Origin of the sequence: Rhizobium favelukesii, assembly GCF_000577275.2 — a bacterium.
Lineage (GTDB): Bacteria > Pseudomonadota > Alphaproteobacteria > Rhizobiales > Rhizobiaceae > Rhizobium > Rhizobium favelukesii.
Genome location: NZ_HG916852.1, coordinates 1593791 through 1608877 on the forward strand (window position 1 = coordinate 1593791; position 15087 = coordinate 1608877).

A 15087-nucleotide genomic window follows, 5' to 3' on the forward strand; every position below is an offset into this window, starting at 1 on the left:
CACCATCGCGGACCAAAGCACCCCGCTGCTGAAGAGTCGCCTTGACCGGCAAACAGCGCGCCGTTCTCTCCAGCAGCTAGTAAAGCGTTCTCTCGTATTCAACTTCGAGATCGTCATCTATCTTGCGCATCTCATCCTCGTCGCTTGGCGCGCCAGTGGTTTCGTCCAGAATGATCTTTACAAGTGATGGCATCTTGGTGCGGTCCTGGAAATGATCTGGTTCCACAAGTGCGATCGCCGAAATGCCTTGGCGCAGTGCATGAAGACCTCACTCACTTTGACCACAATTGCGAGTTTGGGAGCGCGATCATTGACACTCATGCTCCCCAGAAGTTCAGGGTCATTCATCAGAGTGGCGCGCCCATTCACGCGCAATGTGTCTTCAAACCCCGGAATGATGAACAAGAGTCCAACGCTCGGATTGGCGAGAATGTTGACCAGTGTATCGAGACGGTTGTTGCCGGGTCGGTCCGGTATCGCCAGCGTGCGCTCATCAAGAATTTTGACAAAGCCGACAGGATCACCGCGGGGGCTGACATCCGCTTTTCCAGCCAGATTTTGTGTGCCGATGCACAGGAATGGCGAACGCCTGATAAACTCTTGCGCATGCTTGCCGAGGTTATCCTGACACTTCTGTATGGCCAGAGCATGTGTCGCATCAAACAGACTTCTAAGCGATTGTTCATCTGTTATGGCGAATTCTGGATTAACCTTGAACTCCTTCATCATATTGCCTTTCGAAGTTCTCCTGTTGGCTTAATCAGCCCCCCGAGTGGTCCCATTTGAATTTCTGCGCACTGTGGGCCTTTGATTCAGCGGAACGATAATTTTCGGCTATGAGGTACGTACATCATATCACGTTTGATATAGTGAATTTTGGTTGCAATCAAGTGGAACCTCTCGCGTTTCGGAAGAAGACCGCGTCATTCGCCACGCTGATGCGAGAGGTCTTCAATCTTCTGCCATGAGTGAAGCCTATCCAAGGCCGAGATCGATGAATTGCTAAAGTTGTAGAAGATGCGCTCTGATCCGCAACTCGCAGCGGCGCGGCGGCGGTGTTACCTGTTTCCCGGCCGAAACCAGGAACCGGGCCACATCTCGACGCGCCAATATGCTCGGCGAAAAGAAAAATGGCTCATTCCGTTCACGTGTTGCCTCAATTCTCTGTGCATCGAAGAAATCGACAACAGATATCGATTCCCGCCTTTGATTCCAATGCTTGGGCAATAACGAGCGCGATTCGCGGCAAAGTGTCCCTGTTGACGTTCTGCAGAATAATTCAAGCTTGATGATGTCGTAAACGATCCCGTCGGCAAAGTACTCCTGCTCGGCGCTATCCCCGAGGCAGACGAATGGCAAGACGGCCAGGGCCGGCAAAGAGGACAGGGCGTCGTGACGTTGGCGCTCGACACGAAGCAGGCGGTAGCCGATCCGGGGCACGGTCGTGATCCACTCGCCATTGTCCGGTGTGGGACCCAGCGCCTTGCGGAGTGCTGCCATCTGGACAGTCAGATTGCTTTCTTCCAATCGCGTATGCTGCGAATGTGCTGGACGTATTTTGCAACTGGATACAAAATTGCTAACGATTTCAACCGACCGCATGCAAACATTTGATGCGAAGGACATATGAAACGATATGGCAAACTACCTGACCTTTGACATCAATGGCGTCGAACCGGAGTTCGGCGCCCCGGATGCCGACCGTGTGCTGGCAGGCGAACCGGAGTTCAAGACCTGGAATCTGGAGGAGGCCGATGGCGGCGTCTACTCCGGCATATGGGAAGCATCCCCCGGCAAGTGGCGCATCGTCTATGACGAGTGGGAATACTTCAGTGTGCTCTCCGGCTACTCCATCGTGACGGAGGATGGCGGCGATGCCGTGCATCTTCAGGCGGGCGATCGCATGATCCTCAGGCCAGGCTTCAAGGGAACCTGGGAAGTGGTTGAAACAACTCGCAAAGACTACGTCATCCGGCTCTGATTTCAGCGCAGCAACAGGCTGAGGCAAGATGCCCAAGGATGGTCAGTCGACGCGTTTCCGTCTTGTCCTTTCGAAAGGCTGGATACACCTAACTCCTTTCGGAAGCCGACGCGAAATCGCTACGGACAATGCCGTGGCGCTGGAGCTTGTCGTAGAACGTCTTCCTGGGGATGCCGAGGTCCGCGATGGTACGACGCACGTCGCCGTCGTTGGCGTTCAGAGCTTCGCGAATGATGTGAGCCTCATACCGTTCGAGCCGGTCAGGCAGGGACAGGGCTTCATCCGCCCCCGGTGCTGCTGCCGGAATACGGTCGGAGACGTGCCCGACACCCAGCACAAACCGCTCGGCAAAATGGGACAGTTCACGCACGTTGCCCGGCCAGTCGTGTTCCCGCAGGTGAGTGTGGATCGATGAGGGGATCGTGGGCACGTCCCGCTTGAAGCGCCTCGCGGCGCGCTCGGCGAAGTAGCCGAAAAGAAGTGGAATGTCGTCGCGGCGCTCCTTGAGCGTCGGAATGGAGATCGTCACGACGTTAAGCCGGTAATAGAGATCCTCGCGAAAGTCGCCGCGCTGGCGGGGATCGCCGAGATCGATCTTGGACGCTGCGACAACGCGCAGGTCCACGGGTCGGACCTCGTTGGTGCCGAGCGGCGTAACCTCGCGCATCTCGAGCACACGCAGCATCTGCACCTGCGTTGCCGGCGGCATGCTCTCGATCTCGTCGAGAAAGAGCGTTCCGCCGCTCGCATGTTCAATACGGCCGATGCGTTTCTTCTGCGCGCCGGTGAAAGCGCCCGGCTCGTGTCCGAACAGCTCGCTTTCAACCACGCTTTCCGGCAGCGCCCCGCAGTTGAGCGCGACGAAATTACCGGATGCGCGCCTGCTCCAGCGGTGGAGCAGGCTTGCCACCACCTCCTTGCCACTGCCGGTTTCTCCCATCAGGAGAACGTCGACATCGGTATCGGCAATCTGCCGCAAGGTGTGGCGCAGCCGTTCCATCGCCGGTGTCTGGCCGATCAGCGGCAGGTCGTCACGCGCCTGTTCGGTCGCTTTCCGCAAAGATCTGTTCTCCATGACCAGACGGCGCTTTTCAGCAGCGCGCCGAACGCTTTGGATAAGCCGGTCTGTCGCGAAGGGTTTCGTGATGAAGTCGTAGACGCCATCTTGCATGGCTTTCACCGCCATCGGAATGTCGCCGTGGCCGGTGACCAGGATGACCGGCAGGTCCTCGTCGTGCTGTCGCACGCGGTTGAAGAGTTGCAAGCCATCGATTTGCGGCATCCGGATATCGGAAACGAGAACGCCTGCGAAGTCCGGGTTCAATGCCGCCAGCGCTTCGCCAGCGTCGGAAAAGGCGGAAACGGAAAAGCCGGCGAGTTCAAGCGTCTGCTTGGTTGCCCGCAACAGGTCCCTGTCGTCATCGACGAGGAAGATCGGCGTTACATCGGTCATTCCATGGCCTTCCGCAAATGCACCGTGAAGCAGGTCCCGTTTTCATCGCTCGTCACGTCGATGCGGCCGCCGTAGTCGGCCACGATGTCCTTGGAAATGACGAGGCCGAGACCCAGGCCTCGTTCCTTGGATGTGTTGAATGGCGTGAAAAGCGACTTCAGGATGGCAGATGAAATGCCCGGGCCGTTGTCGGCAACGTCAATTGCAACCTCATCATGCGTCTCGGTCACAGAGACGTCGACCTTCGCGTCGGTGCGCCCATCAAGGGCTTCCAAGGCGTTCTGGAAGAGGTTGATCAGAATCTGCTCAAGCCGGATCCGGTTGCCGAGCACACATAACCCTGCGGGCGGCGGCCGAATATCGAGCGCTTCCAGCTGGCCGGCAAATCGGCTTTTCAGCAGGACGACAGCCCCATCAATGACGCTACGCAATTCCACGGGCTCCGGCGCCACTCGGCCCTTGCGCGCGAATGCCTTCAATTCTTCGGTAATCGCGCCGATCCTTTCGGTGAGGCCGGCGATCGCCTCGAGGTTTTCGTCGACCGGATTGGTTTGCTTGCGCTCCAGAAAGACGCGGGCATTGTCTGCGTAGGCACGTATGGTCGCGACCGGCTGATTGATCTCATGAGCAACGCCTGCGGCCACTTGGCCGAGGATTGCGAGCCGGTTTGCCTGCACTAGCTCCTGCTGGACGATCTGCAACCTTGCTTCCGTTTCCCGATGGTCGGAGATCTCGGCTTGCAGACTGTCGCGTGCCCGGCTGAGATCGTCTGTTCGCTCAACCACCCGCCGCTCCAGTTCTTCGCGCATGGCCTGTTCTTCCGCGATCTTTGTCGCAGCCGCCTGGCGTCTCCACAGAATTAGCGCTGCGATGGCGAGAAGGGGCAGAAGGACGGCCAGGGACATCAGCCGAATTTCACGAACCGAGGCCGCGACCGGCGCGTCGGTGGGCACAAGGTATTCGAGATGCCATGGGGTGGTGGGGACTGGTGTCGCGAGGCGCAGATACTGACCCTCGCCACCACCGGGAAGAACGGCGAAAACAAGCGATGCTTCGGCGTCGATGGGCTGTGGGCGCATGATCGGCAATGTCGCCAGCGGCGCATCGCCGAACTGCAGGCTGTCGCGTATGGCAGCAAGGTCGGCCTCCGGCACAGGCCTGTTCATCATAAAGCGCCAGGAGGGAATGCTGGTGATCAGAACGACGCCGCGATCATCCGTGACATAAACCGGGCGATGCGTGTCGCGCCAGTCACTCTCAAGCCGGTCGAACTCAAGCTTCACGACGACCACACCAAGCGGCGCAGCAGCACTGCCCACACGTCGGGAAATGTAGAGGCCAGGGCGCTTGCTGACACTGCCCAGGGCAAAATGCTCGGCGGTTCCTTCTTCCATAGCCTTTCGGAAGTAGTCGCGGAAGGTGTAGTCGTTGCCGACGAAACTGATCGGTTCCCGCCAATTGCTCGAGGATACGGCGATGCCATTGGGGCCGATGACGTAGAGCACAGCGGCCTGTGTTCCCGTGACGAGTCGCTCAAGCTTCCGGTTCAATATGTCGATCGCATCGTTGCCTTTGGAGGAGAGGCCATCGAGAACCTGTTGGTCCTCCGCAAGAAGCAGCGGTAGCGCGCGAGGTCTCTCCAGGACTGCGTTGAGGAGTGCGACCTTGAGGTTGGCGTCGGTTCGGCTTTGACCCTCAATCGCGTCAATGGCGGAGCGTCGCCCATAAACATCAGCACCAAACAGAGCGGCAAGGATGAGCGCGGCTGAAACGGAGGCAAACAGAATCCACACTCGCCGTGCCCGACGGCGGACACGGTCGAAAGAGCCCAAGCCTGACATCGATGACGACTGAAGCATCATGCAATGTGTGCGTAATTTCGCACTCAGGTCAAATCAATTTGTGCGAAAATACGCGCACGTCTTCGATCCTACGAACGGCCTCCGAGAAAAAATGATTATAAATCAATAATGTAAAGCCGCTGTCCATGAGTTGGCACGCATGTTGCAAAACCTCCGCAAACAGCCGTGTGGGCTGTTGACTTGGTAACGCAATCGCCCCGGGAGGCCACGTTGGTTTTGGGGCACATGGAGGACATCATGGGTGCAGCACTTCCAGTCGCGCAGCCGCGCGGCAAGGTTCCCTTCTATCGGCTTCTCTACGTGCAGGTTCTTGCCGCCATCTGTGCTGGTATCCTGCTCGGCCATTTCTATCCCGACATAGGCACCGCTCTGAAGCCACTCGGCGATGCCTTCATCAAGCTCGTCAAGATGATCATCGCCCCCGTCATCTTCTTGACGGTCGCGACCGGCATCGCCGGCATGTCCGATCTGCAGAAGGTTGGGCGCGTTGCTGGCAAGGCCATGCTTTACTTCCTCGTCTTTTCGACGCTGGCCCTGGCGGTCGGTCTGCTGGTCGCCAACGTCATACAGCCCGGCGCCGGCATGCATATCGATCCGGCAACGCTGGATGCCAAGGCCGTGGCAAGCTACGCGGCGAAGGCTCATGACACGACTGTCACGGGCTTCCTGATGAACATCATTCCGAACACGATCGTTGGTGCCTTTGCCGACGGCGACATTCTTCAGGTGCTGTTCTTCTCGGTCCTCTTCGGCATCGCGCTCGCCATGGTCGGCGATCGCAGCCGTCCGGTCGTCGATTTTCTGCAGGCCCTGACGGCACCGGTCTTCAAGCTGGTCGCGGTCCTGATGAAGGCTGCTCCGATCGGCGCTTTTGGCGCCATGGCCTTCACGATCGGCAAATACGGCATCGGCTCAATTGCAAATCTGGCAATGCTGATCGGGACCTTCTACCTGACGTCGCTGCTCTTCGTCCTCGTCGTTCTCGGTGCTGTTGCCCGGTACAACGGATTCTCGATCCTGGCTCTGATCCGCTACATCAAGGAGGAGTTGCTGCTGGTACTCGGCACGTCCTCTTCGGAAGCGGCCCTTCCCGGTCTCATGGCGAAGATGGAACAGGCAGGCTGCAAGCGCTCGGTCGTCGGTCTCGTCATTCCGACGGGCTATTCCTTCAACCTCGACGGCACGAACATCTATATGACGCTCGCGGCCCTCTTCATCGCTCAGGCGACGGACACGCCGCTGACCCTGGCAGACCAGATCTTGCTTCTGCTGGTTGCGATGTTGAGCTCGAAGGGTGCTGCCGGCATCACCGGCGCCGGCTTCATCACGCTTGCCGCGACGCTCTCCGTGGTACCCTCGGTTCCCGTTGCCGGCATGGCGCTGATCCTCGGTATCGACCGCTTCATGTCGGAATGCCGCGCGCTGACGAATTTTGTCGGCAACGCCGTTGCGACGGTCGTTGTCGCCCGCTGGGAAAATGAACTTGACCAGACGAAGTTTGCTGCTGCCATGGCCGGCAAGCTGCCGCCGGAACCGATAGACGGCGTGCCGGCTCTGCAGGCTGCGGAATAGCGCGCATTGCCATAAGGCGCCAGAAAGCGACGATAAAGCCCGCGCTCTCTCCGGAGCGCGGGTTCTTTTATCGGTGGCCTACCAGGCGAGATCCAGGCGATCCAGCCCGTGGAAGTGGTAGACGTCCTTCACCATCGGTGTATGGGCGAGCCTGAGCCCTGGCAGCCGCTCGAAGAGAATTGGCAGGACGACGTTCAGTTCCAGTCTTGCCAGCGGCGCCCCGATGCAGAAATGGATGCCCGCGCCAAAGGAGAGGTTGGGAGCCTCGTTCCGGTCAGGCTTGAACGTTAGCGGATCGCTGTACTTCGCCGGGTCGAGATTGGCTGCGGCCAGAATGAGGCTCACCTTGTCGCCTCGTTTGAACGAAATACCGTCGATTTCGACAGGTTCCAGCGCCCAACGCTGGAAGATGTGAACCGGCGCGCAGATACGCAAGGACTCTTCCACCGTTCGTTCGGTCGTCGCCTCGTCCTTGAAGAGAGCGGCCGGATCGCGCCCGCTTTCCAAGATGATGCGGGCCGAGTTTCCGATCTGGTGGACCGTCGCCTCGTGACCGGCATTGAGTAGCACGATCGTCGTCGAGACAAGTTCGTCCTCGGACAGGTACTGGCCCTTGTGCTCCGTGTGGATCATGTGCGTCAGCAGGTCGTCCCGCGGATTGGCGCGGCGCTGCGCGATGGCCGTCTTCACATAATCCGAGAATTCCTTCGCGGCCCGTTCGGCGCCATCCTCGTCCTCGCGGGTGCGGCCGAAGAGATACATGCGGATATAGGCGTGCGACCACTTCAGGAGCTGCGGTCCCATTTCCTCCGGAATGCCGATCATGCGGGCGATCATCGTCACCGGGATAACATCGGCAAATGCCGAAAGCAGCTCGACTTCGTTGTTTTTCTCGAAGCCGTCGATGAGCTTGTTGGCGAGCTCGGCAAGCTCCGGCTTCATCCTCTCGACGTGGCGAGAGACAAAAGCGCGGTTGACGAGCGTTCGAAGACGGGTGTGCTCGGGTGGCTCCAGCTCAAGCAAGGAGTATCGTTCGGCGAGATCGAAATTCGCCACGTGCTGATCCGGCTCAGGAAGGCCAAGCTCCTCGCGCGTGGCGATATGCAGGATCTGGCGGCCGAAGCGACGGTCGCGAAGCAGGCTGTTGACATGGTCGTAGCCGGTGAAAAACCATTGCTTCTGCTGCTCCCAGTAGAATGTGGGGCAGTGTACGTGCAAAGCGGCGTAAACGGCGTTCGGATCGCTGTAGAAAGCCGGATTGCTTGCGTCGAGGGAGACGTGACGCGTGGCGGGATCGATGGAAAGAAAAGGTGGGATCATCATGCCTCGAGGCTTAGCGGATTTGCCAAGCCTCGAAAAGATGGGTTCAACCTCAAGACAGTGAGCCGACGCGACGAAGCGCGTGAATCTGGTCGTCGAGCGTGGGGACGAGTTCGCCACTTGTTTGATCTGGTTCCGGAGGCGGCGGTGCCGCAGCTTCGGCTTCACCGAAGATGACGGTGCAGTTGCGGCCGGCGGCCTTGGCGGCATACAGCGCGCGATCGGCCGCCGAAACCAGCTTGTCCCTGTTGGCCTCGATCGCAGAGGCAAGAGCGACGCCGGTGCTGACCGTTGCTGGAATGATCGCATCCCCGGTGCTCACCGGGACCCGGCAGAATTCGGCGCGGATCAATTCTGCGAGCGCTTCCGCCTCGGTCTGGTCGGCCACCGTCGCGAAGGCAGCAAACTCCTCGCCGCCCATGCGGCCGAAGGCACCGGCAGGAACAAACTGTCGGGCCATGCGCGCGAAGACAGTCAGTACGATGTCGCCAGCCTGATGGCCGAACCGATCGTTGACGCGTTTGAAATGATCGAGGTCGAAGAGCAGCACGGCGACCTGGCGGTTGTTTTGGAATGCGCTCTCCTGAATGGCATCGAACCGGCCGAAAAGGCCTCGTCTGTTCAAGACACCCGTCAGTGAATCGGTCAGGCTGAGCATGCGAAGGTGCTTCTCCGATCGTTCCATGATGACAAGGCAGGTGAGGGCGCACGCCAAAGTCAGCAGAAAGCCTGTCGCCATAGCGGCGGCGCCCGCAAAATTGGCGGCTTCCGCCTCGGTGGGGCCAATGATCGCCATTGCCATCGCCGTGCCGAAGCACAAGAGACTCTGGATTACAAAAATAGCGCCCAGTTTGCTTCTCGAGCCCTCGTTGCGCGGGGCGGCCGTGCATACAGCCATTGCTAGCGCTGTCGCGCCGGTGGCTGAGGCCAGGTTGTAGAGAATGACGCGATTGGTGTAGTCGTCGTTGACCCACGGCAGGAAGACGCCTGCGAGCCATACGAGTGGGGGCAGCAGCGCCCACCATTCGACCTTGCGACGGTCGAGCGCCAGATATCCGACAACCCACGCGCTCTGCCCACATAGCGCGATCGCGTTGCCGATTTCGATGGAGAGAATGTCGGGTATCTGCCCGCGCAGGGCCACCATTGCAAAACCCACGCCGCTAAGAAGAAAACCCATTCCCCAATAGAAATAGGTCTTGTTTCGGACATTGTGGCGCCAGGCCATGAACGCTACAAGCGCGAGCGTCATGGCTTCCGAGCACCAAATGGCTAATCCAGTCGTAATATTGAACACGGCAATACCCCTTGCATTGCGCGCATTCTTTCGGAAGAAACTGGCAACTTCATTAATTGCGCTTGGCCCGTCGGTGCATTTTTGTGCGGACTTGTCGTTAGGCTTTCTGGTCTGTAAACGCCGCACAGTCGTAAACGGATTCAGAATTCGTTCATCCTGACGCCGACAAAAGCTGTGCGACAGCGTGATCGCCGCTCGCTCTTTGAGGCGATTTGCAAGAATGACTCCACATCGGGCGAAAAGTTGTTCGCATTGCACCGGCCCCTCTTAACGTTATCCATCAGCGCGTCTTGAAGAGGAGGGCAGGGAAGCTCTATGTAGGGATAAGGCATTTTCTTTGATTCCCGGCCATAGCCGGCAGACGTTGACAAAGGACGCACATGAGAAACCCAGTCGATACCGCTATGGCCCTCGTGCCGATGGTCGTGGAACAGACCAACCGCGGTGAACGCTCCTACGACATCTATTCGCGCCTGCTCAAGGAACGCATCATCTTCCTGACGGGTCCGGTCGAGGATCACATGGCGACGCTCGTTTGCGCCCAGCTCCTTTTCCTCGAGGCTGAAAACCCGAAAAAGGAAATCGCGCTCTACATCAATTCTCCGGGCGGTGTTGTAACAGCGGGCATGGCGATCTACGATACGATGCAGTTCATCAAGCCGGCGGTCTCGACGCTCTGCATCGGCCAGGCCGCCTCCATGGGCTCGCTGCTGCTGGCTGCCGGCCACAAGGACATGCGCTTTGCCACTCCGAACTCCCGCATCATGGTGCATCAGCCATCGGGCGGCTTCCAGGGCCAGGCATCGGATATCGAGCGTCACGCGCGCGATATTCTGAAGATGAAGCGCCGCCTCAACGAAGTTTACGTCAAGCACACCGGTCGAACCTACGAGGAAGTCGAAAAGACCCTTGATCGCGACCACTTCATGGATGCGGACGAGGCCCGGGCCTGGGGTGTGATCGACAAGGTCCTGACATCGCGTGTCGAGATGGAAGGTGATGCCGCCTAGTGAGAAGTAGGGATGGTGTTGTATCCGCCACAGTTCTATCTCATTTGTGATCGAACAAGGGAAGAAACCCGGTGGCGGGTGCGGCAATCTCAAGTATTAATGCTATGTTGAATTCTTATGACATAGCATCGGCAGTCGAAGGGGAATTCGTTGCCGCCGGAGCCAGGACAGCATAGTTTGGACCGGTTCGTACCCCTTAACGGCCTTGGCCGGCTGGGGCTCCAAGCATGGAGCAGGCCAATGAGTGGACCGTTATTTCACCTTGAAATGCGGCGTGCTGGAAGGAAAGTGATATGAGCAAAGTCAGCGGCAGCAACGGCGGCGACTCTAAGAACACCCTGTACTGCTCCTTCTGCGGAAAGAGCCAGCACGAAGTCCGGAAGCTTATTGCCGGACCGACCGTTTTCATCTGCGATGAATGCGTCGAATTGTGCATGGACATCATCCGCGAGGAGAACAAGTCCTCGATGGTCAAGTCCCGTGACGGTGTCCCGACGCCTCAGGACATCATCAAGGTACTCGACGAATATGTCATCGGTCAGCGCCAGGCGAAGAAGATCCTGTCGGTTGCCGTTCACAACCATTACAAGCGCCTCGCGCATGCCACGAAGAATAGCGAAGTCGAACTGTCGAAGTCGAACATCATGCTGGTCGGCCCGACCGGCTGCGGCAAGACCTATCTTGCCCAGACGCTCGCCCGTATCATCGACGTTCCCTTCACGATGGCCGACGCGACGACGCTGACCGAAGCCGGCTATGTCGGCGAGGACGTCGAGAACATTATCCTGAAGCTGCTGCAGGCTGCAGACTACAATGTCGAGCGGGCCCAGCGCGGCATCGTCTACATCGACGAAGTTGACAAGATTTCCCGCAAGTCCGACAACCCGTCGATCACCCGCGACGTTTCGGGTGAGGGCGTTCAGCAGGCGCTTCTGAAGATCATGGAAGGCACGGTTGCCTCGGTGCCCCCGCAGGGCGGCCGCAAGCATCCGCAGCAGGAATTCCTGCAAGTCGACACGACGAACATCCTGTTCATCTGCGGCGGCGCCTTTGCCGGCCTCGACAAGATCATTTCTGCCCGCGGCGAGAAGACCTCGATCGGCTTCGGTGCAACGGTGAAGGCTCCAGACGACCGCCGTGTCGGCGAAGTCCTGCGTGAACTAGAGCCGGAAGATCTGGTCAAGTTCGGTCTCATCCCTGAGTTCATCGGCCGTCTGCCGGTCTTGGCGACGCTTGAGGATCTCGACGAGGATGCGCTGATCCAGATCCTTTCCGAGCCGAAGAATGCGCTGATCAAGCAGTACCAGCGCCTGTTCGAGATGGAAGACGTGGAACTGACCTTCCACGAGGATGCTCTTCGCGAGATCGCCCGCAAGGCGATCGTGCGCAAAACCGGCGCTCGCGGCCTTCGCTCGATCATGGAGAAGATCCTGCTTGATACGATGTTCGAACTGCCGGCGCTGGAAGGCGTACGTGAAGTCGTCATCTCCGAGGAAGTGGCACGCGGCTCTGCCCGTCCGCTTTACATCTACGCCGATCGACAGGACGAGAAGGCCAACGCTTCGGCGTGAGACGTTAGAGATATCTTGACGATACGAACCGTGAATTTGAGGGGCTTGCCGTCGGCAGGCCCCTTTCTATTTGAAAACCAGTGCACGACCCTGATAAATCTTGCTAAAGAGGTCGGAAAGCGCCTCTGCGGCCGTTGCGGATTCCCACGTCCGTGGCAATTATGGAATGATTCCGTTTGGTGTGTTTCGGTCTTGTGTGTTAGCCGGCGCGGAAGTGGCAAGCGCCGGTCCAGCCTGGCGCTCCAGAGTGAAGGTGTTCCGTTGTAGCATAGCTGTCATGTCCGAGGGGACACCGGCCATGGCGCAGCTTGAAAAGCATAGTCAGAACCTCCACTTGTGTCTCAAGTGGAGTGCGGCCCGGTTCTAGTGGCCGCGCCAGAAGAGCCCGGCAACGGGACGATGGAAAGGAAATAAAATGACGAAGAAAACGTCAGCTGCGAGCATCGCATATCCGGTTTTGCCCCTGCGCGACATCGTCGTCTTCCCGCATATGATCGTGCCGCTGTTCGTCGGCCGCGAGAAGTCGATCCGTGCGCTGGAGGAGGTCATGGGATCGGACAAGCAGATCATGCTCGTCACACAAATCAACGCGAGCGATGACGATCCGGAACCGTCCGCCATCCACAATGTCGGCACCGTCGCCAACGTATTGCAGTTGCTGAAGCTGCCTGATGGCACCGTCAAGGTCCTGGTCGAAGGTCGCGCACGCGCCGAGATCGATGCCTACACCGATCGCGAGGATTTCTATGAAGCCCTCGGTCATGTTCTCGAAGAGCCGCAGGACGATCCGGTCGAACTCGAAGCTCTGAGCCGTTCGGTTGTCTCCGAATTCGAGAGCTACGTAAAACTCAACAAGAAGATCTCGCCGGAAGTTGTCGGGGCGGCCAGCCAGATCGACGACTACTCGAAGCTCGCCGATACGGTCGCTTCGCATCTGTCGATCAAGATCACCGAAAAGCAGGAGATGCTGGAAACCACCAGCGTCAAGGCTCGCCTCGAAAAGGCGCTCGGCTTCATGGAAGGCGAGATTTCGGTTCTGCAGGTCGAGAAGCGCATCCGCTCGCGCGTCAAGCGCCAGATGGAGAAGACCCAGCGCGAGTACTACCTGAATGAGCAGATGAAGGCGATCCAGAAGGAACTCGGCGACGGCGAGGAAGGCCGCGACGAGATGGCCGAACTGGAAGAGCGCATCACGAAGACGAAGCTGTCCAAGGAAGCCCGCGAAAAGGCCGATGCCGAGCTGAAAAAGCTGCGGCAGATGAGCCCGATGTCTGCTGAAGCGACCGTGGTCCGCAACTACCTCGACTGGCTGCTGGGTATTCCGTGGGGCAAGAAGTCGAAGATCAAGTCAGACCTCAACAACGCCGAGAAGATTCTCGAAGCCGATCACTTCGGTCTCGACAAGGTCAAGGAGCGCATCGTCGAGTACCTGGCTGTTCAGGCTCGCGCGACCAAGATCAAGGGTCCGATCCTGTGCCTCGTCGGCCCTCCGGGCGTCGGCAAGACCTCGCTTGCCCAGTCGATCGCCAAGGCGACCGGCCGTGAGTATGTCCGCATGGCGCTTGGCGGCGTTCGTGACGAAGCCGAAATCCGCGGTCACCGCCGCACCTACATCGGTTCGATGCCCGGCAAGGTCATCCAGTCGATGAAGAAGGCAAAGAAGTCCAATCCACTCTTCCTGTTCGATGAAATCGACAAGATGGGCCAGGATTTCCGTGGCGATCCGTCGTCGGCTCTGCTCGAAGTGCTGGATCCGGCTCAGAACTCGACCTTCATGGATCACTACCTGGAAGTCGAATACGACCTGTCGGACGTGATGTTCATCACGACGGCGAACACGCTGAACATTCCTGCACCTTTGATGGACCGCATGGAAGTCATCCGTATCGCCGGCTACACCGAAGACGAAAAGCGCGAGATCGCCAAGCGGCACCTGCTGCCGAAGGCGATCAAGGAACACGCGCTGCAGCCGAACGAATTCTCGGTCAGCGACGATGCGCTGATGGCGATCAGCCAGCAGTATACCCGCGAAGCCGGTGTTCGTAACTTCGAACGCGAATTGATGAAGCTCGCCCGCAAGGCGGTCACCGAGATCATCAAGGGCAAGACGAAGTCCGTTCATGTGACCGCAGAGAACATTGACGACTATCTGGGCGTTCCGCGCTTCCGCCATGGCGAAGCCGAACGCGAAGATCAGGTCGGCGTTGTAACCGGTCTTGCCTGGACGGAAGTCGGTGGCGAACTGCTGACGATCGAAGGCGTGATGATGCCAGGCAAGGGTCGCATGACCGTTACCGGCAACCTGAAGGAAGTCATGAAGGAATCGATTTCCGCAGCGGCATCCTATGTGCGCTCGCGCGCAGTCGATTTCGGCATCCAGCCACCGCTCTTCGACAAGAGCGACATCCACGTGCACGTGCCGGAAGGCGCGACGCCGAAGGATGGCCCGTCGGCCGGTGTCGCCATGGCAACCGCGATCGTCTCGATCATGACCGGTATCCCGGTCGACAGGAACGTCGCGATGACCGGTGAAATCACGCTGCGCGGCCGCGTGCTGCCGATCGGCGGTCTGAAGGAAAAGCTGCTTGCAGCGCTTCGCGGCGGCATCAAGAAGGTGCTGATCCCGGAAGAAAATGCCAAGGATCTGGCGGAGATTCCGGACAACGTGAAGAACAACATGGAGATCATCCCGGTGTCCCGCATGGGCGAGGTGATCAAGCATGCGCTGGTCCGCAGACCAGAGCCGATCGAGTGGGATGGCACGGTGGAAACGCCGGTCATTGCAACGGTCGAAGGGCTCGACGAAACGGGTGCAACCATAGCTCACTGAGCCATGTTTGCCACATTCGCGCCCAATTGCTTAAAAACCCTGAAAAGGCTGGCGTTTTCGCCAGCCTTTTTTTGTGAAATCGACACGCAGACGCTTGCATTTCCTTGATTTGCAGGGTCTTTGGGGTGCGGCGGGCCTGATGAACTCCGTTCTGCGCCTAGCTTATAGATTTGAGTCGTTTCGAACCATTT

10 protein-coding genes and 1 pseudogene are annotated in these 15087 nt (G+C 58.7%); 5 read left to right on the forward strand and 6 right to left on the reverse strand.

The genetic code is table 11. From position 1 onward, the window contains the following. Positions 1 to 76 precede the first annotated feature (76 nt). Positions 77 to 726: pseudogene (locus LPU83_RS46360) on the reverse strand (pyridoxamine 5'-phosphate oxidase family protein). 276 nt (positions 727 to 1002) lie between these two features. Further along, on the reverse strand, positions 1003 to 1527 hold the full coding sequence (locus tag LPU83_RS75350; protein WP_037070630.1) for a winged helix-turn-helix domain-containing protein: 525 nt from the start codon (positions 1525 to 1527) through the stop codon (positions 1003 to 1005). A 109-nt stretch (positions 1528 to 1636) separates the two neighbouring features. Here LPU83_RS75350 and LPU83_RS46370 point away from each other — a divergent pair, with 109 nt between their 5' ends. Continuing rightward, positions 1637 to 1981: a cupin domain-containing protein gene (locus LPU83_RS46370; protein ID WP_024314739.1), complete on the forward strand. Its 345-nt coding sequence runs from the start codon at positions 1637 to 1639 to the stop codon at positions 1979 to 1981. 88 nt (positions 1982 to 2069) lie between these two features. Here the strand turns inward: LPU83_RS46370 and LPU83_RS46375 are convergent, their stop codons facing one another. Continuing rightward, positions 2070 to 3434 (reverse strand): sigma-54-dependent transcriptional regulator, encoded by a 1365-nt coding sequence (locus tag LPU83_RS46375; RefSeq protein WP_024314738.1) that lies wholly within the window; start codon positions 3432 to 3434, stop codon positions 2070 to 2072. Continuing rightward, complete coding sequence (locus LPU83_RS46380) at positions 3431 to 5296, reverse strand: sensor histidine kinase (RefSeq protein WP_374046189.1); 1866 nt, start codon at positions 5294 to 5296, stop codon at positions 3431 to 3433. The genes LPU83_RS46375 and LPU83_RS46380 overlap by 4 nt, the downstream gene beginning before the upstream one ends. 237 nt (positions 5297 to 5533) lie before the next feature. Here LPU83_RS46380 and LPU83_RS46385 point away from each other — a divergent pair, with 237 nt between their 5' ends. Next, positions 5534 to 6868 (forward strand): dicarboxylate/amino acid:cation symporter, encoded by a 1335-nt coding sequence (locus LPU83_RS46385; protein WP_024314736.1) that lies wholly within the window; start codon positions 5534 to 5536, stop codon positions 6866 to 6868. Positions 6869 to 6946: 78 nt separating this feature from the next. Here LPU83_RS46385 and LPU83_RS46390 read toward each other — a convergent pair whose 3' ends face one another. Both LPU83_RS46390 and LPU83_RS46395 read right to left on the reverse strand, forming a co-directional pair. Continuing rightward, complete coding sequence (locus LPU83_RS46390) at positions 6947 to 8191, reverse strand: cytochrome P450 (protein WP_024314735.1); 1245 nt, start codon at positions 8189 to 8191, stop codon at positions 6947 to 6949. A 49-nt stretch (positions 8192 to 8240) separates the two neighbouring features. Beyond that, on the reverse strand, positions 8241 to 9485 hold the full coding sequence (locus tag LPU83_RS46395; RefSeq protein WP_029709999.1) for a GGDEF domain-containing protein: 1245 nt from the start codon (positions 9483 to 9485) through the stop codon (positions 8241 to 8243). A 380-nt stretch (positions 9486 to 9865) separates the two neighbouring features. Between LPU83_RS46395 and clpP the strand changes: the two genes are divergently transcribed. The 3 genes from clpP (at position 9866) to lon (ending at position 14896) form a co-directional block, all read left to right on the forward strand. After that, positions 9866 to 10495, forward strand: a complete 630-nt coding sequence (clpP, locus tag LPU83_RS46400; protein WP_024314734.1) for an ATP-dependent Clp endopeptidase proteolytic subunit ClpP — start codon at positions 9866 to 9868, stop codon at positions 10493 to 10495. Positions 10496 to 10788: 293 nt separating this feature from the next. Next, positions 10789 to 12066: an ATP-dependent Clp protease ATP-binding subunit ClpX gene (gene clpX, locus LPU83_RS46405; RefSeq protein ID WP_024314733.1), complete on the forward strand. Its 1278-nt coding sequence runs from the start codon at positions 10789 to 10791 to the stop codon at positions 12064 to 12066. Positions 12067 to 12481: 415 nt separating this feature from the next. Continuing rightward, positions 12482 to 14896 carry an endopeptidase La gene (lon, locus tag LPU83_RS46410; RefSeq protein WP_024314732.1) on the forward strand — a complete coding sequence of 805 codons (2415 nt, stop codon included), beginning with the start codon at positions 12482 to 12484 and terminating at the stop codon, positions 14894 to 14896. The last annotated feature ends 191 nt before the right edge of the window (positions 14897 to 15087 follow it).

Bases quoted from the DNA above. Each gene is read 5' to 3' on its own strand.
- LPU83_RS46380 (WP_374046189.1), bottom strand. From the start codon at position 5,296: ATGATGCTTCAGTCGTCATCGATGTCAGGCTTGGGCTCTTTCGACCGT.
- LPU83_RS46375 (WP_024314738.1), bottom strand. From the start codon at position 3,434: ATGACCGATGTAACGCCGATCTTCCTCGTCGATGACGACAGGGACCTG.
- clpX (WP_024314733.1), top strand. From the start codon at position 10,789: ATGAGCAAAGTCAGCGGCAGCAACGGCGGCGACTCTAAGAACACCCTG.
- lon (WP_024314732.1), top strand. From the start codon at position 12,482: ATGACGAAGAAAACGTCAGCTGCGAGCATCGCATATCCGGTTTTGCCC.
- LPU83_RS46370 (WP_024314739.1), top strand. From the start codon at position 1,637: ATGGCAAACTACCTGACCTTTGACATCAATGGCGTCGAACCGGAGTTC.
- LPU83_RS46390 (WP_024314735.1), bottom strand. From the start codon at position 8,191: ATGATGATCCCACCTTTTCTTTCCATCGATCCCGCCACGCGTCACGTC.
- LPU83_RS46385 (WP_024314736.1), top strand. From the start codon at position 5,534: ATGGGTGCAGCACTTCCAGTCGCGCAGCCGCGCGGCAAGGTTCCCTTC.
- clpP (WP_024314734.1), top strand. From the start codon at position 9,866: ATGAGAAACCCAGTCGATACCGCTATGGCCCTCGTGCCGATGGTCGTG.